20 protein-coding genes are annotated in these 18,323 nt (G+C 44.5%); 16 read left to right on the forward strand and 4 right to left on the reverse strand.

What is annotated here, in order from left to right:
- Positions 1 to 11 precede the first annotated feature (11 nt).
- The 6 genes from mnmA to M1D94_RS07480 all read left to right on the forward strand — a co-directional run bounded on the left by mnmA (position 12) and on the right by M1D94_RS07480 (position 5,190).
- Positions 12 to 1,127, forward strand: coding sequence for a tRNA 2-thiouridine(34) synthase MnmA (gene mnmA, locus M1D94_RS07455; RefSeq protein ID WP_014480424.1), 1,116 nt, complete (start codon positions 12 to 14; stop codon positions 1,125 to 1,127).
- 85 nt (positions 1,128 to 1,212) lie between these two features.
- Positions 1,213 to 1,833 (forward strand): tetratricopeptide repeat protein, encoded by a 621-nt coding sequence (locus M1D94_RS07460; RefSeq protein ID WP_205764506.1) that lies wholly within the window; start codon positions 1,213 to 1,215, stop codon positions 1,831 to 1,833.
- Positions 1,834 to 1,857: 24 nt separating this feature from the next.
- Positions 1,858 to 4,254, forward strand: a complete 2,397-nt coding sequence (gene recD2 / locus M1D94_RS07465) for an SF1B family DNA helicase RecD2 (protein ID WP_014477509.1) — start codon at positions 1,858 to 1,860, stop codon at positions 4,252 to 4,254.
- A gap of 55 nt (positions 4,255 to 4,309) precedes the next feature.
- The gene (locus tag M1D94_RS07470) at positions 4,310 to 4,834 is read left to right on the forward strand and encodes a PRC-barrel domain-containing protein (RefSeq protein ID WP_456270476.1); all 525 of its coding nucleotides are present in this window, start codon (positions 4,310 to 4,312) and stop codon (positions 4,832 to 4,834) included.
- 11 nt (positions 4,835 to 4,845) lie between these two features.
- Positions 4,846 to 5,037: a hypothetical protein gene (locus tag M1D94_RS07475; protein WP_003225893.1), complete on the forward strand. Its 192-nt coding sequence runs from the start codon at positions 4,846 to 4,848 to the stop codon at positions 5,035 to 5,037.
- A gap of 21 nt (positions 5,038 to 5,058) precedes the next feature.
- On the forward strand, positions 5,059 to 5,190 hold the full coding sequence (locus M1D94_RS07480; RefSeq protein WP_003229780.1) for a YrzQ family protein: 132 nt from the start codon (positions 5,059 to 5,061) through the stop codon (positions 5,188 to 5,190).
- A 34-nt stretch (positions 5,191 to 5,224) separates the two neighbouring features.
- Here the strand turns inward: M1D94_RS07480 and M1D94_RS07485 are convergent, their stop codons facing one another.
- From M1D94_RS07485 to M1D94_RS07500, 4 genes are read right to left on the reverse strand one after another with little or no spacing between them, the layout of a single operon-like run.
- Positions 5,225 to 5,881: an amino acid ABC transporter permease gene (locus tag M1D94_RS07485; RefSeq protein WP_003229784.1), complete on the reverse strand. Its 657-nt coding sequence runs from the start codon at positions 5,879 to 5,881 to the stop codon at positions 5,225 to 5,227.
- Positions 5,882 to 5,897: 16 nt separating this feature from the next.
- Entirely contained in the window at positions 5,898 to 6,548 is a 651-nt protein-coding gene (locus M1D94_RS07490; protein WP_015714433.1) for an amino acid ABC transporter permease, read from the reverse strand.
- A 60-nt stretch (positions 6,549 to 6,608) separates the two neighbouring features.
- A complete protein-coding gene (gene glnH, locus M1D94_RS07495) occupies positions 6,609 to 7,430 on the reverse strand; it encodes a glutamine ABC transporter substrate-binding protein GlnH (protein ID WP_015251575.1) in 822 nt (273 codons plus the stop codon).
- A gap of 20 nt (positions 7,431 to 7,450) precedes the next feature.
- On the reverse strand, positions 7,451 to 8,179 hold the full coding sequence (locus tag M1D94_RS07500; protein WP_172850097.1) for an amino acid ABC transporter ATP-binding protein: 729 nt from the start codon (positions 8,177 to 8,179) through the stop codon (positions 7,451 to 7,453).
- A gap of 155 nt (positions 8,180 to 8,334) precedes the next feature.
- Here M1D94_RS07500 and M1D94_RS07505 point away from each other — a divergent pair, with 155 nt between their 5' ends.
- From M1D94_RS07505 to udk, 10 genes are all read left to right on the forward strand, one after another.
- The gene (locus M1D94_RS07505) at positions 8,335 to 9,396 is read left to right on the forward strand and encodes an AI-2E family transporter (protein ID WP_456270477.1); all 1,062 of its coding nucleotides are present in this window, start codon (positions 8,335 to 8,337) and stop codon (positions 9,394 to 9,396) included.
- Positions 9,397 to 9,726: 330 nt separating this feature from the next.
- Positions 9,727 to 12,363: an alanine--tRNA ligase gene (gene alaS / locus M1D94_RS07510; RefSeq protein WP_124072899.1), complete on the forward strand. Its 2,637-nt coding sequence runs from the start codon at positions 9,727 to 9,729 to the stop codon at positions 12,361 to 12,363.
- A gap of 84 nt (positions 12,364 to 12,447) precedes the next feature.
- Entirely contained in the window at positions 12,448 to 12,714 is a 267-nt protein-coding gene (locus M1D94_RS07515) for an IreB family regulatory phosphoprotein (protein ID WP_003225903.1), read from the forward strand.
- Between the two features lie 7 nt (positions 12,715 to 12,721).
- Positions 12,722 to 13,138: a Holliday junction resolvase RuvX gene (ruvX, locus tag M1D94_RS07520; RefSeq protein WP_003229795.1), complete on the forward strand. Its 417-nt coding sequence runs from the start codon at positions 12,722 to 12,724 to the stop codon at positions 13,136 to 13,138.
- A gap of 17 nt (positions 13,139 to 13,155) precedes the next feature.
- A complete protein-coding gene (locus M1D94_RS07525) occupies positions 13,156 to 13,437 on the forward strand; it encodes a DUF1292 domain-containing protein (protein ID WP_003246199.1) in 282 nt (93 codons plus the stop codon).
- A gap of 131 nt (positions 13,438 to 13,568) precedes the next feature.
- Positions 13,569 to 14,651 carry an endolytic transglycosylase MltG gene (mltG, locus tag M1D94_RS07530; RefSeq protein ID WP_187001828.1) on the forward strand — a complete coding sequence of 361 codons (1,083 nt, stop codon included), beginning with the start codon at positions 13,569 to 13,571 and terminating at the stop codon, positions 14,649 to 14,651.
- Between the two features lie 151 nt (positions 14,652 to 14,802).
- On the forward strand, positions 14,803 to 15,456 hold the full coding sequence (locus M1D94_RS07535) for an O-methyltransferase (RefSeq protein ID WP_187001827.1): 654 nt from the start codon (positions 14,803 to 14,805) through the stop codon (positions 15,454 to 15,456).
- A gap of 5 nt (positions 15,457 to 15,461) precedes the next feature.
- A complete protein-coding gene (locus tag M1D94_RS07540; RefSeq protein ID WP_041850166.1) occupies positions 15,462 to 16,391 on the forward strand; it encodes a peptidase U32 family protein in 930 nt (309 codons plus the stop codon).
- Positions 16,392 to 16,409: 18 nt separating this feature from the next.
- Positions 16,410 to 17,678, forward strand: coding sequence for a peptidase U32 family protein (locus tag M1D94_RS07545; RefSeq protein WP_064670987.1), 1,269 nt, complete (start codon positions 16,410 to 16,412; stop codon positions 17,676 to 17,678).
- 6 nt (positions 17,679 to 17,684) lie between these two features.
- Positions 17,685 to 18,317 (forward strand): uridine kinase, encoded by a 633-nt coding sequence (udk, locus tag M1D94_RS07550; protein ID WP_041850165.1) that lies wholly within the window; start codon positions 17,685 to 17,687, stop codon positions 18,315 to 18,317.
- Positions 18,318 to 18,323 lie beyond the last annotated feature (6 nt).

Below are 18,323 nucleotides of genomic sequence, written 5' to 3' on the forward strand. Positions count from 1 at the left end.
GAGTGAATGAAATGGAAAAACGGCCGGAGGATACAAGAGTTGTCGTCGGCATGTCCGGCGGAGTAGACTCATCTGTGGCGGCCCTGCTGTTAAAAGAACAGGGCTATGATGTAATCGGAATCTTTATGAAAAACTGGGATGATACGGACGAAAACGGTTTTTGCACGGCGACAGAGGATTATGAAGATGTGATCCGCGTCTGCAACCAAATCGGAATTCCGTATTATGCCGTAAACTTTGAAAAGCAATATTATGAGAAGGTATTTCAATACTTCCTTGATGAATATAAAGCAGGCAGAACACCAAACCCGGATGTACTGTGCAACAAAGAAATTAAATTCAAGGCCTTTTTGGAGCATGCATTGTCACTTGGCGCCGACTATTTAGCGACTGGCCACTATGCAAGAGTAGACAGAAGCGGCGAAAAAGTCAGAATGCTGCGCGGCATTGATGAAAACAAGGATCAAACGTACTTCTTGAATCAGCTGACAGAAGATACGCTGAGCAAAGTCATGTTCCCGATCGGCGAACTTCAAAAAAGCCGTGTGCGTGAAATCGCCAAAGAAGCAGAACTTGCAACGGCGACGAAAAAAGACAGTACAGGCATCTGCTTTATCGGCGAACGCAACTTCAAAACGTTTCTCAGCCAATATCTCCCTGCACAGCCGGGCGATATGATGACGATGGACGGCGAAGTAAAAGGCCGCCACGACGGGTTGATGTACTATACGATCGGACAGCGTCACGGCCTTGGCATCGGCGGAAGCGGCGAGCCGTGGTTTGCGGTAGGGAAAGATCTTGAAAAGAACATCCTCTACGTAGATCAAGGGTTCCATAACCCTCTTTTATATTCCGACAAAATCACAGCAACAAATATCAGCTGGGTACGTTCGGATATCATGAAGGGCGAAGAGATTTCCTGCACGGCTAAATTCCGTTACCGCCAAGAGGATCATAAAGTAACGGTGCGCATGACTGGCGAGGGTGAAGCGGAAGTCATCTTTGATGAACAAGTCCGCGCTGTAACGCCTGGACAAGCCGTTGTCTTCTATGACGGCGAAGAATGCCTTGGCGGCGGGACAATTGATGATGTGTACAAAGACGGAACAAAATTGTGGTACGTATAAAAGATGAAAAACCTCAACACTGAGTTGGGGTTTTTTAATGAAAGGAAGATGATCGGTGGATTATAATCAACTCGGTATAGAGGCGATGCAGGAAGGCGATTACGAGAAAGCGGCAGAGGCATTTACAAAAGCGATTGAAGAAAATAAAGAAGACGCGATTCCGTATATCAATTTTGCCAACCTGCTTTCATCCGTAAACGAGCTGGAACGTGCGCTTGCGTTTTATGATAAAGCGCTTGAATTAGACAGTAGCGCAGCCACTGCTTATTATGGAGCAGGAAATGTCTATGTTGTAAAAGAAATGTACAAAGAAGCGAAAGACATGTTTGAAAAAGCGTTACGTGCGGGGATGGAAAACGGCGACCTGTTTTACATGCTCGGAACGGTACTTGTCAAGCTCGAACAGCCTAAGCTTGCACTGCCATATTTACAAAGAGCGGTCGAACTGAATGAAAACGATACGGAAGCGCGTTTTCAATTCGGGATGTGCTTAGCCAACGAGGGCATGCTGGACGAAGCGCTCAGCCAATTCGCAGCTGTGACAGAGCAAGACGCGGGGCATGCAGATGCATTTTATAATGCCGGTGTCGCTTATGCTTATAAAGAAAACCGAGAAAAAGCGCTTGAAATGCTGGACAAGGCAATCGATATCCAGCCAGATCATATGCTTGCGCTTCATGCTAAAAAACTGATTGATCCATCATAACAGGCACAGGAGGAGGGACAGCTCGTGCAGCAGCATCCGGATCAGCTTAAACTGGAGGAAGAGCCCTATTTAAAAGGGACAGTCAACACAGTCATCTATCATAATGACACCAATTTATATACGGTTCTGAAAGTGAAAGTCACAGAGACCTCCGAAGCCATTGAAGATAAAGCCGTATCCGTGACGGGCTACTTCCCTGCGCTTCAAGAAGAAGAGACCTACACGTTTTACGGAAAGATCGTAACCCATCCAAAGTTCGGGCTCCAATTTCAGGCGGAGCATTTCAAAAAGGAGATTCCAACGACTAAGGAAGGCATCATTCAATATTTATCGAGTGATTTATTCGAGGGGATCGGCAAAAAAACAGCTGAAGAAATTGTGAAAAAGCTGGGCGACAGCGCCATTAATAAAATATTGGCTGATGCTTCAGTGCTTTATGATGTTCCCAGACTCTCAAAAAAGAAAGCCGACACGCTGGCTGGCGCATTGCAGCGGCATCAGGGACTGGAGCAAATCATGATTTCCTTGAATCAGTTTGGCTTTGGCCCGCAGCTGTCTATGAAAATCTATCAAGCCTATGAATCCGAGACGCTTGAAAAGATTCAGGAAAATCCTTATCAGCTTGTGAAGGATGTAGAAGGCATCGGGTTTGGGAAAGCGGATGAGCTGGGCAGCAGAATGGGTCTTTCGGGTAACCATCCTGAGCGGGTAAAAGCTGCTATTTTGTACACGCTTGAAACGACTTGTCTGTCAGAGGGGCACACGTACATAGAAACGGAACAGCTGATCATCGACACTCAATCACTGTTAAACCAGTCAGCAAGGGAAGGGCAGCGCATCACAGAAATGGATGCCGCTAACGCGATTATTGCCCTTGGAGAAAATAAAGACATTGTCATAGAAGATGGCCGCTGTTATTTTCCTTCGCTGTTTTACGCAGAACAAAACGTTGCAAAGCGTGTGAAACATATCGCTAGCCAAACCGAATATGAAAACCAGTTTCCCGAATCAGAGTTTTTGCTCGCGTTGGGAGAACTGGAAGAACGGATGAACGTTCAGTATGCCCCCAGCCAGAAGGAAGCGATTCAAAAAGCCCTTTCCTCGCCGATGCTTCTTTTAACAGGCGGTCCTGGAACAGGGAAAACGACGGTAATCAGAGGGATTGTCGAGCTCTACGGAGAGCTTCACGGTGTGTCACTAGATCCGTCAGCTTATAAAAAGGATGAAGCTTTTCCGATTGTTTTGGCCGCTCCGACAGGGAGAGCAGCAAAACGGATGAGTGAATCAACGGGACTCCCTGCAGTCACGATACACAGGCTGCTTGGCTGGAACGGTGCTGAAGGCTTTACTCATACAGAGGATCAGCCGATCGAAGGGAAGCTGTTAATTATCGATGAAGCCAGTATGCTTGATATTTGGCTGGCGAATCATTTGTTCAAGGCGATCCCTGATCATATACAAATCATCATTGTCGGAGACGAAGACCAGCTGCCTTCTGTCGGTCCGGGACAAGTGCTCAGAGACTTGCTGGCATCCCAGGTGATTCCGACTGTGAGACTGACAGACATCTATCGCCAGGCGGAGGGGTCATCAATCGTCGAGCTTGCCCACCAGATGAAAAATGGATTGCTGCCGAACAATTTGACTGCCCCGACAAAGGACCGTTCCTTTATTCGCTGCGGCGGCTCGCAAATCAAAGAAGTAGTTGAGAAGGTTGTCGCCAATGCATTGAAAAAAGGCTATACAGCAAAGGACATTCAGGTCCTCGCTCCGATGTACAGAGGAAAAGCCGGCATTAATGAATTGAATGTGATGCTGCAGGACATTTTAAATCCTCCTAAAGAAAAACGGAGAGAATTGAAGTTCGGGGATGTTGTCTACAGAACCGGAGATAAAATTTTGCAGCTTGTCAATCAGCCGGAAAACAATGTATTCAACGGAGATATTGGCGAAATCACGTCGATATTTTATGCAAAGGAAAATACAGAAAAAGAAGACATGGCCGTTGTTTCTTTTGATGGCAATGAAATGACGTTTACGAAAAAAGATTTTAATCAATTTACCCATGCGTATTGCTGTTCTATTCATAAATCGCAGGGAAGTGAATTTCCGATTGTGGTTTTGCCTGTTGTGAAAGGCTATTATAGAATGCTCAGAAGAAACCTTCTTTATACCGCGATTACAAGAGCGAAGAAATTTCTCATTTTATGCGGTGAGGAGGAGGCGCTGGAGTGGGGCGTAAAAAATAATGATGCAACTGTCAGACAGACCTCCTTGAAAAACAGGCTGTCCGTACAGGTTGAGGAAATGGATGCCGAGCTTGAGGCTCTCCAAAAAGAGCTCCCGTTCAGCGTACACGACGCCAACATTGGCATGGAAGGCATTACACCATTCGATTTTATGAAAGAAGAACAGCAATAAAATGCTCCCGTGTAAGCGGGAGTTTTTTCATTTGCAGTGGAATTGATTTCATCGTATGAGTCTAAGGCGCAAAGCAAAACCTAAGCCTGTTCAACAAAAGGTGGTTGATCACACTTTGAGAACATGCCATGAAGTAGAAGGATTCCCAGTATACTCAGAACGAACTTCTAGTTATCTTGGGACAATTTCCGATATTTGTTTTTCTCTGAAAGGAGATTGTCTTGGGTTTATTCTTGCACAAAAACGCTTTTTGCATCATCATCATGCGCTATTACGGGCGTGTGATATCTCTTCCATTCTTGATGGCCGCATATTGGCTTCGGTCAGTTCAGAACAGCTTTTGCCTCTTCCGAAATCATGCTTCACATACGAGCAGATGAAGATGAAGCTTGTGAAATCGCAAGAGGGCGATATATTGGGGATGCTGGAAGATGTATACTTTTGTTTGGACAGGGGCATAATCGTAGCATATGAACTCTCGGACGGTTTCTTTTCTGACCTGGCGGGAAGCAAGCGCCAGATCCAAAGAGCGGATTCGCTTGTCGAGGTGCGGAAAGACGAGATCGTTCTGAACGGATAGAGGTGTGAGGTATGCTTATATGCCCGAATTGCAAAAGTAAGGATATCGGCAAAATCGGCGTGAACCAATATTATTGTTGGGGCTGTTTTATTGAACTGACAGTGGCGAAAGGGAAGATTGCAACTCATCAGGTGGAAGAAGACGGAACGTTAAGCAGCTTGGATGATTTGTTTTCTGAGGATGAACGCAGCATCAATTTTTAATCATGAAAGGAGATGCGCAGGATGAATCGGACGATGACTTCTCTTTTGGCAATGGGAGCCGGAGCTCTCGTGTACCGAATGGCGACTCAATCTGACATGCTGAATAATCGAAGCATGAAGCGGATGAGAAGAAGAATTACGAAAATGTTTTAATGCAAAAAGGATACTCTCCAAAGAGTATCCTTTTCTATGTTTGCCGGACCTCGAGGCGTCTTGCTGCGAGTGAAAGGCTGTAGTTGACTGCGAAATACATAAGGGCCGCAAGTAAAAAGATCGGGAAAAAATAACTGCCGTCTGCGCTTTGGCCGTTAATAATTTGCGCGTTGTGAATCAGTTCAGGCAGGGCGATCACAACAGCGAGCGATGTATCTTTTAATAAAGAAATAAACTGGCTTACGATGGGCGGAACCATGCGGCGAAGCGCTTGCGGCATAACGATAAAGAACAGGGTCTGTGTATAGCTCAGCCCGGAGGAGCGCGCCGCTTCAATTTGTCCTTTGTCAATTGATTTCAGTCCGCTTCGGATAATTTCAGATAGCATAGCGGATTCAAAAATCGTTAGTGCTGTAATTGCAGCAGCTGTAATTTCAAGCTTAATACCAATTTCCGGAAGGGCAAAAAACGTAAAGAAAATAATTAACAGCAAGGGGAGGTTTCTGATCGTTTCAACGAGAACCGCAATCAATTGAGAAAGAACGGGTACTTTCGCATATCGCAGGGTGCCTGCGATTAAACCGAAGAAAAAGCTCAGAATGATGGAGATGAAAGCAACGTACAAGGTGACGAGAAAGCCATCCCATAAAAACGCTAAATGCTCCTGTGAATAAGCACCGATGAAATCCAATGTAACTCACTCCTTATCAATAGCTTTTTTCCAGCCGTTTTTCCAGATAGTTAACACCGATGCTAAGCGGAATCGTCAGCACTAAGTAAAAAAGCGCCACAAAAATATAAACATCAAATACAACGAGTGTGCTCGACGAAACTAAATCGGCTTGGTACATAAGATCCAATCCGGCCACAACCCCAAGAATCGAAGAGTTTTTGACTAAGTTTAAAAATTGATTGCCTAAAGGCGGAATGACGATTTTGATTGCCTGCGGCAAAATGATATGGAGCATGGCTTGGCTGTAGGTAAAGCCTGACGAGCGTGCCGCTTCCATCTGCCCTTTTGAAACAGACTGGATGCCTGCTCTGATGGCTTCAGCGATAAACGCAGAGGTATAAATGGTGAGAGCAACCGTTCCCGCTTGAAAACCGTCAAGCCTCAGGCCTGCGTTTGGAAGTCCGAAATAGAAAACAAAGGTAATTAAAAGAAGAGGGATGTTGCGGATGAATTCTACATATACGGTCCCTAGCCATTGCAGCGGCTTAAAGACTGTTATTCTCATAACCGCTACAGCGACGCCGAGGACAAAACTGCCGGCCAGCGCGATAACACTTGCGAGCAAGGTATGGTAAAAACCGTCCATATACATGCCGAAGTTATCGAAAAGAATTGACACATTCATCTGCCTATTCACTCCTTATCAAATTGGGATGAGCATCGCCTGCTCATCCCGGGATGGTTGTTATTCAGCTGGGTCTTCTTTGATCCATTTTTTATAAATTTCATCGTATCTGCCATCCGACTTCATCTTTTTAAGTGAAGCGTTGATTTCTTTCGCGAGAGCAGATTGCCCTTTTTTCACGGCGATCCCGTAAGGCTCATCTGTAAAAGGCTTTCCTGTTAATTGATAATTTTTATTTTCATCGGCCATTCCATATAAAATCGCATTATCTGTGGTGAGGGCATCGCCTTGCCCCGATTTAAGGGCTGTAAAGGCTTCTGCGTAGTTTTCAAATTCTAAAACAGATGCTTCAGGCGCCTTTTCACGAATGTTTTGAGAGGAGGTGGAGCCTTTTACTGCAAGAACTTTTGAGCCTTTGTCAAGATCCTCGACACTCTTGATTTTGCTGCCTTTTTTCACGAGAAGCGATTGCCCGGCCTCGAAATAGACATCAGAAAAGTCAACTTCCTTTTTTCGTTCATCAGTGATCGTCATTGTGGCGACAATGGCGTCGATATCCCCGTTTTGCAGCATAGGAATCCTTGTTTTTGAGGTGACCTCTTTAAATTCAGCTTTTTTCTCATCACCTAAAATGTCTTTAGCGATTTGTTTGGCTATATCAATATCAAAACCCTCAATCTCACCTGAGCTTGGATTTTTAAGACCGAACAGTCGAGTGTCCGTTTTTACGCCGAAGACAATTTTGTCATTGTCTTTAATGGCGGCTAGCGTATCTTTTTTGCTCTCCTTTGAGGCTTCTCCGTTTGATCCCTTGCTGCCGCAAGCGGCAAGCAAGATGACAGCGAATAAAGAAATCAATGCTAAAGAAAAAATCTTTTTCATACAAGCTCCCCCATTCTGTTTTAATGATTTAAAATACGGCTTAAGAATAAGCGGGCCCGTTCTTCCTTTGGGTTCGCGTAAAACTCAGCCGGCATTGCTTCTTCTAAAATTTTTCCTCCGTCAATGAAGACAATTCGGTCGGCAACTTCTTTGGCAAACCCCATTTCGTGTGTCACGACAACCATAGTCATGCCTTCTTTTGCGAGTGTTTTCATGACATCTAACACCTCGCCGATCATTTCAGGATCAAGTGCTGATGTCGGCTCGTCAAACAGCATGACCTCCGGCTTCATCGCCAGTCCTCTTGCGATGGCAACACGCTGCTGCTGCCCGCCGGAAAGCTGGGAAGGATAGGCGTCAGCCTTGTCTGGGATGCCGACTTTTTCAAGATAGTACCGCGCCGTTTCCTTTGCTTGTTCAGGTGATTGTTTAAGCACTTTTACCGGAGCCAGCATGATGTTCTGCAGCACTGTTTTATGCGGATATAAATGAAAGTGCTGAAACACCATCCCGATATTTTGCCGCACTTTATTGATATCAGTTTTTCTGTCGTTAATGGCGGTGCCGTTTACTGTGAGCACTCCCTCATTGATCGTCTCAAGTCTGTTGATGCATCTGAGCAATGTGCTTTTACCGGAACCGGATGGGCCGATGATAACAACGACTTCACCTTTTTCGATTTGAAGATTAATTTGTTTTAACACGTGAAAATCTCCGTAATGCTTGTTTACATTTTGAAATGTGATCATCGCAATCCTCCTATCAGAAAATTTGACCAAAAAGTAAATGATCAAACTTTTCTGAGAATTAAATGTGAAAAAATGTCCATGACTTCTGACTAACTAAAGAAACATAAAGAATAATTCCGTGTAAACCTCAAAAGATATAGGTGAGGTGAAAGCAGATGCTCCAAAAACCGGTGCAGCTTTTGTTGTGGGTGGCTATTTGTTTGCTGGTTCTGTTAACAGTCTATGTCTTTTTTATGCTTGATATGTTATGGTCACCCTTTTGGCTCGTCATAAAAACGATCTTTATTCCCTTGATCATTTCTATTTTTATATCTTATTTATTGCTTCCGGTCACGGAATGGCTGCATGGCAAAGGATTGCCTAGGACTTTGAGCATCTTGATCATTTATGTACTTTTTTTTGGCGGGATTGGCTGGGCGTTGTATAAAGGGGTGCCTGTTTTAATCGTGCAGCTGACGGATTTGTCAGAAAATATACCCATGTTTGCCGAAACGTATAACGGGCTTCTTCTTCATGTTCATAACCATACGGATGACTGGCCTGATGGTATGCATCACCGTATAGATAAAATGATCCGCCAGACGGAGGCGTTTTTTGCGGGAACGATCGAGGGTGCGATCAGCGGGATCCGCAATGTGCTTGATTACTTCTTAATTGCTGCAACAATCCCTTTTCTCGTGTTTTATATGGTGAAGGACATTGAGTTAATGAAAAAGACAGTATGGTACTTGACTCCGAAGTCGTGGAGAAAGCGGGGCAGCGCCTTTTTGCGGGATGTGGATGATTCGCTTGGCGATTATATCCGCGGCCAGCTTTTGGTCTGCTTGATTCTTGGCGTGATTGCAGGCATTTCGTTCTGGGTATTTGGGCTTCCATATCCGCTGATACTTGGCCTTATCTCTGGAGTAACGAATGTCATCCCGTATTTTGGCCCTTTCATCGGAGCTGTTCCTGCGTTGTTAATTGCGATGACGATCTCAGTCAAGGCGGTTCTTGTTGTGGTGATTACGGTGTTTATTCTGCAGTTTATGGAAGGAAATATCCTCAGTCCGTTCATTGTCGGCAGAAGCCTTAAAATGCATCCGGTCGTTATCATGCTTGCACTCCTTGCCGGAGGGGAGCTTGCGGGAATCGTCGGGATGATTCTGGCTGTTCCTGCGACGGCTGTTTTAAAAGTAATGATGATCCATTTTTTGCGGATGAGGACGGAGCATTGACATCGGCGTGCCGCTTGTCTATAATTTCTCGTAGAATACATACGAATCTCGAGTGACGGATCTGAGTACGCCGAAGCCCTGTTAAAGAGAGAAGCTCCATAAGCTGAAAGGAGCTTTATCAGAAGATCGGAGGAAGCTAATCCTGAGTGCAGTTAATCACTGCCGCTTATCCTGCGTTACAGGGTTAAAGGTGACGGGCGCATGAATGCCCGTAATCAGGGTGGTACCGCGAGACAGCTCTCGTCCCTGTGTAAACGTTGGTTTGCATAGGGGGAGGGCTTTTTTGCTGTCACTGAAGAGAATTTCGATTTTTATAGAGGAGGAAATACAATGAAACACTTAACTTCTGCGGAAGTGCGTCAAATGTTTTTGGATTTCTTTAAAGAAAAAGGACATGCGGTAGAGCCAAGCGCGTCATTAGTGCCTCATGAGGATCCTTCACTGCTTTGGATCAACAGCGGTGTTGCGACACTGAAAAAATATTTTGACGGCCGTGTCGTGCCGGAAAATCCAAGAATCGTAAACGCTCAAAAAGCGATCAGAACAAACGATATAGAAAATGTAGGTAAAACTGCGCGCCATCACACTTTCTTTGAAATGCTCGGAAACTTTTCCATCGGCGATTATTTCAAAGAAGAAGCCATTACATGGGCTTGGGAGTTTTTAACGAGCGACAAGTGGATTGGCTTCGACAAAGAGCTTCTCTCTGTTACGGTTCATCCTGAAGATGAAGAGGCATATGAGTTTTGGGCGAAAAAAATCGGTATTCCTGAAGAAAGAATTATCCGTCTGGAAGGGAACTTCTGGGATATCGGTGAAGGGCCGAGCGGACCGAATACGGAAATCTTTTACGACCGCGGTGAAGCATACGGTAATGATCCAGAAGATCCGGAGCTTTACCCAGGCGGGGAAAACGACCGTTACCTGGAAGTATGGAACCTTGTGTTCTCAGAGTTCAACCATAACCCTGACGGAACGTACACACCGCTTCCAAAGAAAAACATTGATACAGGCATGGGTCTTGAAAGAATGGTATCTGTCATCCAGAATGTTCCGACAAACTTTGACACCGATTTGTTTGTTCCGATCATTAAAGCAACAGAATCGATTTCTGGTGAAACATATGGCAAAGACAATGTGAAAGACACTGCGTTTAAAGTGATTGCTGACCATATCAGAACGGTTGCCTTTGCTGTCAGTGACGGTGCGCTGCCGTCAAATGAAGGCCGCGGCTATGTATTAAGACGCTTATTACGCCGTGCCGTGCGTTATGCCAAAACGATCAACATCCATCGTCCGTTCATGTTTGATTTAGTGCCGGTTGTCGCAGAAATCATGGCTGATTTCTATCCTGAAGTGAAAGAGAAAGCGGATTTCATCGCAAAAGTCATTAAAACCGAGGAAGAACGCTTCCATGAGACCCTTAATGAAGGGCTTGCGATCCTGTCAGAAATGATCAAAAAAGAAAAAGACAAGGGCAGCAGCGTTATCTCAGGTGCTGATGTGTTTAAACTGTATGATACGTATGGATTCCCGGTTGAATTGACTGAAGAATACGCAGAAGACGAGAACATGACGGTTGACCATGAGGGCTTTGAGGAGGAAATGAACCAGCAGCGTGAACGGGCAAGAAACGCCCGCCAGGATGTCGGCAGCATGCAGGTGCAGGGCGGCGCACTGCGCGACGTGACAGATGAAAGCACATTTGTCGGCTACTCTCAAACCAAAGCTGATGCCAATATCATTGTGCTTCTTCAGGACGGCCAATTAATCGAAGAGGCTCATGAAGGAGAAAGCGTTCAAATCATTCTTGATGAAACACCGTTCTATGCAGAAAGCGGCGGCCAAATTGGCGATAAAGGCTATCTCCGAAGCGAGCAGGCCGTTGTAAGAATTAAAGATGTTCAAAAAGCGCCGAACGGCCAGCATGTGCATGAAGGTGTTGTAGAGAGCGGTACTGTTCAAAAAGGCCTGCATGTTACGGCTGAAGTTGAAGACCATATGAGAAGCGGCGTCATTAAAAATCACACGGCAACGCATTTATTGCATCAGGCTCTAAAAGATGTTCTTGGAACTCATGTCAATCAGGCGGGCTCTCTTGTAACGGAAAACCGTCTTCGTTTTGACTTCTCGCACTTTGGCCAAGTGACAAAAGAAGAGCTCGAACAAATTGAAAGAATCGTAAACGAAAAGATCTGGGCGAGCATCCCGGTCAGCATTGATTTGAAACCGATCGATGAAGCAAAAGAAATGGGTGCGATGGCACTGTTCGGCGAAAAATATGGCGATATTGTCCGTGTCGTTCAAGTTGGAGATTACAGCTTAGAGCTGTGCGGCGGCTGCCATGTCAGAAATACAGCAGAAATCGGCTTGTTTAAAATCGTTTCTGAATCCGGAATCGGAGCAGGCACAAGACGGATTGAAGCTGTAACGGGACAAGGCGCTTACGTCGAAATGAACAGCCAGATTTCTGTATTGAAGCAGACCGCTGACGAGCTGAAAACAAATATCAAAGAAGTGCCGAAACGGGTCGCGGCTCTGCAGGCTGAACTGAAGGATGCACAAAGAGAAAATGAATCTCTTCTTGCAAAACTAGGCAACGTGGAAGCAGGAGCAATCCTGTCGAAAGTAAAAGAAGTTGACGGCGTAAACGTGCTTGCGGCAAAAGTAAATGCAAAAGACATGAATCATCTCCGCACTATGGTCGATGAACTCAAAGCAAAGCTTGGCTCTGCGGTGATCGTGCTTGGTGCGGTACAAAACGATAAAGTTAATATCTCTGCCGGAGTCACAAAGGACCTCATTGAGAAAGGACTTCACGCCGGCAAGCTGGTTAAACAAGCTGCGGAAGTTTGCGGCGGAGGCGGCGGAGGCCGTCCGGACATGGCGCAGGCAGGCGGTAAACAGCCGGAAAAATTAGAAGAAGCTTTGGCTTCTGTAGAAGATTGGGTGAAATCCGTTTTATAATTCGCCCATGTAGTGTAGAATGATGGTAAGATTAGGACCCCAGGCTGAACTTTGCCTGCGAATTTGGGAAAGAGGTGCAAAACGGTGAGCTCGTTTGATAAAACGATGAAATTTAATTTCTCCGATGATTCTGCTGAGACTAACGTAAATGAGGTGCTGATTACAGTGTATGACGCGCTTCAGGAAAAGGGCTACAATCCAATCAACCAGATTGTCGGATACTTGCTGTCAGGTGATCCCGCTTATATTCCTAGGCATCGTGACGCTCGCAATTTAATTCGCAAACTTGAAAGAGACGAATTAATCGAGGAATTGGTAAAGTCTTATTTAGAACAGCATAAAGAGGCGTAAATAAAGAATGAGAATATTAGGACTCGATTTAGGAACCAAAACACTCGGTGTAGCTCTGAGCGATGAAATGGGCTGGACTGCTCAAGGCATTGAGACCATAAAGATAAATGAAGCAGAAGGCGATTATGGTTTATCCCGTTTATCTGAACTGATAAAGGACTATACTATAGATAAAATCGTGCTCGGCTTTCCTAAGAACATGAACGGAACAGTCGGCCCGAGAGGCGAAGCCAGCCAAACATTTGCGAAAGTGCTTGAAACAACGTACAATGTTCCTGTTGTGCTGTGGGACGAGCGTCTTACCACAATGGCGGCTGAAAAAATGCTGATTGCAGCTGACGTCAGCAGGCAGAAACGAAAAAAAGTCATTGATAAAATGGCGGCTGTTATGATTTTACAAGGATATCTTGACAGCTTAAATTAAAGCCAGAGGTGAAGAAAATGGAACACGGCGAAAAAAATATTACAATTGTTGACGATCAAGGAAATGAACAGCTTTGTGAAGTGCTGTTTACATTTGAAAACGAAGAGTTTGGCAAGTCTTATGTCTTGTACTATCCAATCGAATCAAAAGATGACGAAGAAGTAGAAATTCTTGCTTCCAGCTTCACGCCAAACGAAGACGGTGAAAACGGTGAGCTATTCCCGATTGAAACTGACGAAGAATGGGATATGATCGAAGAAACACTAAACACATTCTTAGCGGACGAAGACGAAGAGTAAAACATCGCGCCAAACCAAAGCCGGAGCTATACTGCTCCGGCTTTTTTCTGCTTTATGGCAGGCCTCTTTTTGTAATAAATTGCCGAAATACAATGAATCATGTAGTATAAGAGCTGATGGGAGGAGACCTAATGTATATCAATCAGCAAAAAAAATCGTTTTTTAATAAAAAAAGAATCATACTGTCTTCCATTGTTGTGCTGTTTCTCATCATTGGCGGGGCATTTTTATATGGGAAATCATTGCTTGAACCTGTTGAAAAAGACAGTAAAACGACAGTTAATATTAACATTCCGAGCGGTTCGTCTGTTTCAGCCATCGCATCGATATTAAAGAAAAATGATGTCATAAAAAGCGAGAAGGCGTTTCAGTACTATGTGAAATATAAAGGTGCTTCCGGGTTTCAGGCCGGATTCTACCATCTGAATAAAGGTATGGATTTAGATGCCATTATTCAGAAGCTGACAAGCGGGGCTACAGGTTACGCTTTTCAAATCACAGTGACTGAGGGAGCACAGCTGACCCAAATCGCGGCTGCTATTGCTGATGAAACAAAATACTCTAAAAAACAAGTCATAGCGAAGCTGGACGATGAAACATTTATCAATCAGCTGAAGAAAGAATTCCCGGACACTGTGACAAATGATGTTTTCAATAAAAACATTAAGCACCCGCTTGAAGGGTACCTATTCCCGGCTACATACCCTTTTAACGATCCGGACACATCACTTGAAGACATTATCAAGGCAATGATTAATCAGACAAATTCTTATGTGGAAACATATAAATCAGAAATGAAGAAAAACAAAGTTTCTGTGCATAAGCTGCTGACAATGGCTTCTTTGATAGAAGAAGAAGCGACTGAAAAAGCCGACCGCCATAAAATTGCGAGCGTCTTTTATAACCGCCTGAAAAAGAAAATGCCGCTCCAAACAGATCCGACCGTCCTGTACGCGGCAGGCAAGCATAAAGATCGGGTTCTTTATAAGGATCTGGAAATCGATTCACCATACAATACGTATAAAAACACAGGGCTGACGCCAGGGCCGATTGCCAATGCCGGTATGTCGTCATGGGAAGCGGCGCTGCATCCGGATAAAACGGACTATCTGTATTTCTTGGCCAAATCAAATGGTGAGGTCGTATTTACAAAAACGCTAAAAGAGCATAATAAAGCAAAAGAAAAATACATTTCCTCAAAAAACGAGAAATAAAAGGAGAGCAAAAAGCTCTCCTTTTGTTCGCTTTCCGCAAGGTTTTATGATAAAATATATCGGGTTGTTTACCGATGTATCATGATGTATTCAGAGAGTGTCCTGCGCATAAGACTGGGGCACTCCTTTTTAGAACGGGAGGCTGTTTGTAGTGACTGACCGGTATGAACAAATAAATGACTATATAGAAGCATTATTAAAGCCTCGGCCGTATAACGTGAAGAAGCTTGAAGCATATGCAGAAGAACATCATGTCCCGATTATGGAAAAAGCGGGCATGGAGGTGCTGCTTCAAATTTTGTCTGTGAAACAGCCGAAAAAAATACTAGAAATCGGAACGGCCATTGGTTATTCAGCTATTCGGATGGCGCTGGAGCTGCCGTCTGCTGAAATATATACAATTGAACGCAATGAGAAGCGGCATGAAGAAGCGGTAAACAATATCAAGGAATTTCAGCTTGATGACCGGATTCATGTTTTTTACGGAGATGCGCTTGAATTAGCCGACGCCGTTCATGTAACCGCGCCTTACGATGTCATTTTTATTGACGCTGCAAAAGGTCAGTATCAAAACTTTTTTCATTTATATGAACCGATGCTTTCACCGGACGGGGTGATTATAACAGACAACGTGCTGTTTAAAGGTCTGGTGGCAGAGGATTACAGCAAAATAGAACCGAAGAGAAGGCGCAGGCTTGTAGCAAAAATTGATGAATATAATCATTGGCTGATGAATCATCCGGATTATCAAACTGCGATTATTCCTGTCGGGGACGGACTTGCGATTAGTAAAAAGAAGAGGTGAACGTCATGAAAAAACCAGAGCTCTTAGTGACGCCGACGAGTACAGCGGACATTTTGCCGCTCATACAGGCTGGGGCAACTGCGTTTTTAGTTGGGGAACAGAGATACGGCTTGAGATTAGCCGGAGAATTTTCTCGTGAAGATGTAACAAAAGCCGTAGAGATTGCTCACAAACAAGGGGCAAAAATATACGTTGCTGTAAATGCAATTTTCCATAACGATAAAGTGGGTGAGATTGGCGAATATCTGGCTTTCTTAGCAGAAGCCGGTGTCGATGCAGCGGTATTCGGCGATCCTGCCGTGCTGATGGCTGCCCGTGAATCTGCGCCTGATCTGAAGCTTCATTGGAGCACAGAAACGACAGGCACCAACTATTATACATGCAACTACTGGGGACGCAAGGGTGCGGCGCGTTCTGTGCTTGCCAGAGAATTAAACATGGACAGCATTGTTGAGATTAAAGAAAATGCTGAAGTCGAAATTGAAATCCAGGTGCATGGAATGACGTGCATGTTCCAATCGAAGCGTTCTTTGATTGGAAACTATTTTGAATATCAGGGCAAAGTCATGGACATTGAAAGAAAGAAAAAAGAATCAGGCATGTTTTTACACGATAAAGAACGCGATAATAAATATCCGATTTTCGAAGATGAAAACGGCACTCACATCATGAGCCCGAACGATGTGTGCATCATTGATGAGCTCGAGGAATTGATAGATGCCGGAATTGATTCTTTCAAAATCGATGGTGTTTTGAAAACGCCTGAATACCTAATAGAAGTCACCAAAATGTACAGAGAAGCAATTGATTTGTGCGTGGAAAACCGTGACGAATACGAAGCGAAAAAAGAAGACTGGATCGAACACATTGAAAGCATCCAGCCAGTAAACAGAAAAATTGATACCGGATTCTTCTTCAAGGAAACGGTTTATTAATCAAAAGGAGGTTAAGCTATGACTGCCGTAAATGATAAAATATCCACAATCGTTAATGGAAAGCGTGTGATTATGAAAAAGCCGGAGCTTCTCGCACCTGCGGGTAATCTTGAAAAGCTGAAAATCGCTGTTCATTACGGAGCGGACGCGGTCTTTATCGGGGGACAGGAATACGGGCTGCGCTCGAATGCCGATAACTTTACGATCGAAGAAATTGCAGAAGGCGTTGAATTCGCAAAGAAATATGGCGCGAAGATCTACGTAACAACGAATATTTTCGCCCATAATGAAAATATGGACGGGCTTGAAGACTATTTAAAAGCACTTGGAGACGCCAACGTTGCCGGTATCATTGTGGCAGATCCGCTTATTATCGAAACATGCCGCAGAGTGGCGCCGAATGTTGAGGTTCACTTGAGCACACAGCAGTCTCTTTCGAACTGGAAGGCTGTCCAATTCTGGAAGGAAGAAGGTCTCGACCGCGTCGTGCTGGCACGTGAAACTAGCGCTCTTGAAATCAGAGAAATGAAAGAAAAGGTAGATATCGAAATCGAATCCTTCATTCATGGCGCAATGTGTATTGCATATTCCGGCCGCTGCGTGCTGAGCAATCACATGACAGCGCGGGATTCCAATCGCGGAGGCTGCTGCCAGTCATGCCGCTGGGATTATGATCTCTACCAAACAGACGGTGCCAACGCCGTTGCTTTGTATGGTGAAGAAGATGCACCATTTGCGATGAGCCCGAAAGATTTGAAGCTGATTGAATCCATTCCAAAAATGATTGAAATGGGGATCGACAGCTTAAAGATTGAAGGTCGCATGAAATCCATTCACTATGTAGCAACTGTTGTCAGCGTATACCGCAAAGTAATCGATGCTTATTGCGCTGATCCAGAGAACTTTGTGATTCAAAAAGAATGGCTTGAAGAGCTTGATAAGTGCGCCAACAGGGACACTGCGACAGCTTTCTTTGAAGGAACGCCAGGCTATGAAGAGCAAATGTTCGGCGAACACGCCAAGAAAACGACATATGATTTTGTCGGCTTAGTGCTGAATTATGATGAAGATACACAAATGGTCACGCTTCAGCAGCGCAATTTCTTCAAAAAAGGCGACGAAGTGGAATTTTTCGGACCAGAAATCGAAAACTTTACACATACGATTGAAACCATTTGGGACGAAGACGGAAATGAGCTAGATGCTGCCCGCCATCCCCTGCAAATTGTCAAATTCAAACTAGACAAAAAGATTTATCCGAGCAACATGATGAGAAAGGGGAAGTAACAGCCCATGGGTAAGAATCCAGTAGTCATTGGAATCGCAGGAGGTTCCGGTTCAGGAAAAACGAGTGTCACACGGTCCATTTATGAACAGTTTAAAGGACACTCAATTTTAATGATCCAGCAGGACCTTTATTATAAAGACCAAAGCCATCTTCCGTTTGAAGAAAGGCTGAACACAAACTATGATCATCCGCTTGCGTTTGATAATGACTATTTAATCGAGCATATTCAGGATCTATTGAATTACCGCCCGATTGAAAAGCCGATTTATGACTATAAGCTTCACACACGTTCAGAAGAAACGGTTCACGTAGAGCCAAAGGATGTTATTATCCTTGAAGGCATTCTTGTTCTTGAAGACAAAAGGCTTCGTGATCTGATGGATATCAAGCTTTATGTTGATACGGACGCTGACTTGCGTATCATCAGACGGATTATGAGAGATATTAATGAGCGCGGACGCTCTATTGATTCTGTCATTGAACAATATGTGTCAGTGGTCCGTCCGATGCATAACCAATTCGTCGAGCCGACGAAACGATACGCTGATATTATTATCCCGGAAGGCGGTCAGAATCACGTCGCAATTGATCTGATGGTCACAAAGATTCAGACGATACTAGAGAAAAACCTTATATAATAGGCT

The organism is Bacillus sp. JZ109 (genome assembly GCF_053903135.1).

Bases quoted from the DNA above. Each gene is read 5' to 3' on its own strand.
- alaS (WP_124072899.1), top strand. From the start codon at position 9,727: ATGAAACACTTAACTTCTGCGGAAGTGCGTCAAATGTTTTTGGATTTC.
- M1D94_RS07460 (WP_205764506.1), top strand. From the start codon at position 1,213: ATGCAGGAAGGCGATTACGAGAAAGCGGCAGAGGCATTTACAAAAGCG.
- M1D94_RS07505 (WP_456270477.1), top strand. From the start codon at position 8,335: ATGCTCCAAAAACCGGTGCAGCTTTTGTTGTGGGTGGCTATTTGTTTG.
- ruvX (WP_003229795.1), top strand. From the start codon at position 12,722: ATGAGAATATTAGGACTCGATTTAGGAACCAAAACACTCGGTGTAGCT.
- mnmA (WP_014480424.1), top strand. From the start codon at position 12: ATGGAAAAACGGCCGGAGGATACAAGAGTTGTCGTCGGCATGTCCGGC.
- M1D94_RS07470 (WP_456270476.1), top strand. From the start codon at position 4,310: ATGAGTCTAAGGCGCAAAGCAAAACCTAAGCCTGTTCAACAAAAGGTG.
- M1D94_RS07500 (WP_172850097.1), bottom strand. From the start codon at position 8,179: ATGATCACATTTCAAAATGTAAACAAGCATTACGGAGATTTTCACGTG.
- mltG (WP_187001828.1), top strand. From the start codon at position 13,569: ATGTATATCAATCAGCAAAAAAAATCGTTTTTTAATAAAAAAAGAATC.
- M1D94_RS07490 (WP_015714433.1), bottom strand. From the start codon at position 6,548: ATGAATGTGTCAATTCTTTTCGATAACTTCGGCATGTATATGGACGGT.
- M1D94_RS07475 (WP_003225893.1), top strand. From the start codon at position 4,846: ATGCTTATATGCCCGAATTGCAAAAGTAAGGATATCGGCAAAATCGGC.
- M1D94_RS07525 (WP_003246199.1), top strand. From the start codon at position 13,156: ATGGAACACGGCGAAAAAAATATTACAATTGTTGACGATCAAGGAAAT.
- udk (WP_041850165.1), top strand. From the start codon at position 17,685: ATGGGTAAGAATCCAGTAGTCATTGGAATCGCAGGAGGTTCCGGTTCA.
- glnH (WP_015251575.1), bottom strand. From the start codon at position 7,430: ATGAAAAAGATTTTTTCTTTAGCATTGATTTCTTTATTCGCTGTCATC.
- M1D94_RS07545 (WP_064670987.1), top strand. From the start codon at position 16,410: ATGACTGCCGTAAATGATAAAATATCCACAATCGTTAATGGAAAGCGT.
- M1D94_RS07480 (WP_003229780.1), top strand. From the start codon at position 5,059: ATGAATCGGACGATGACTTCTCTTTTGGCAATGGGAGCCGGAGCTCTC.
- M1D94_RS07540 (WP_041850166.1), top strand. From the start codon at position 15,462: ATGAAAAAACCAGAGCTCTTAGTGACGCCGACGAGTACAGCGGACATT.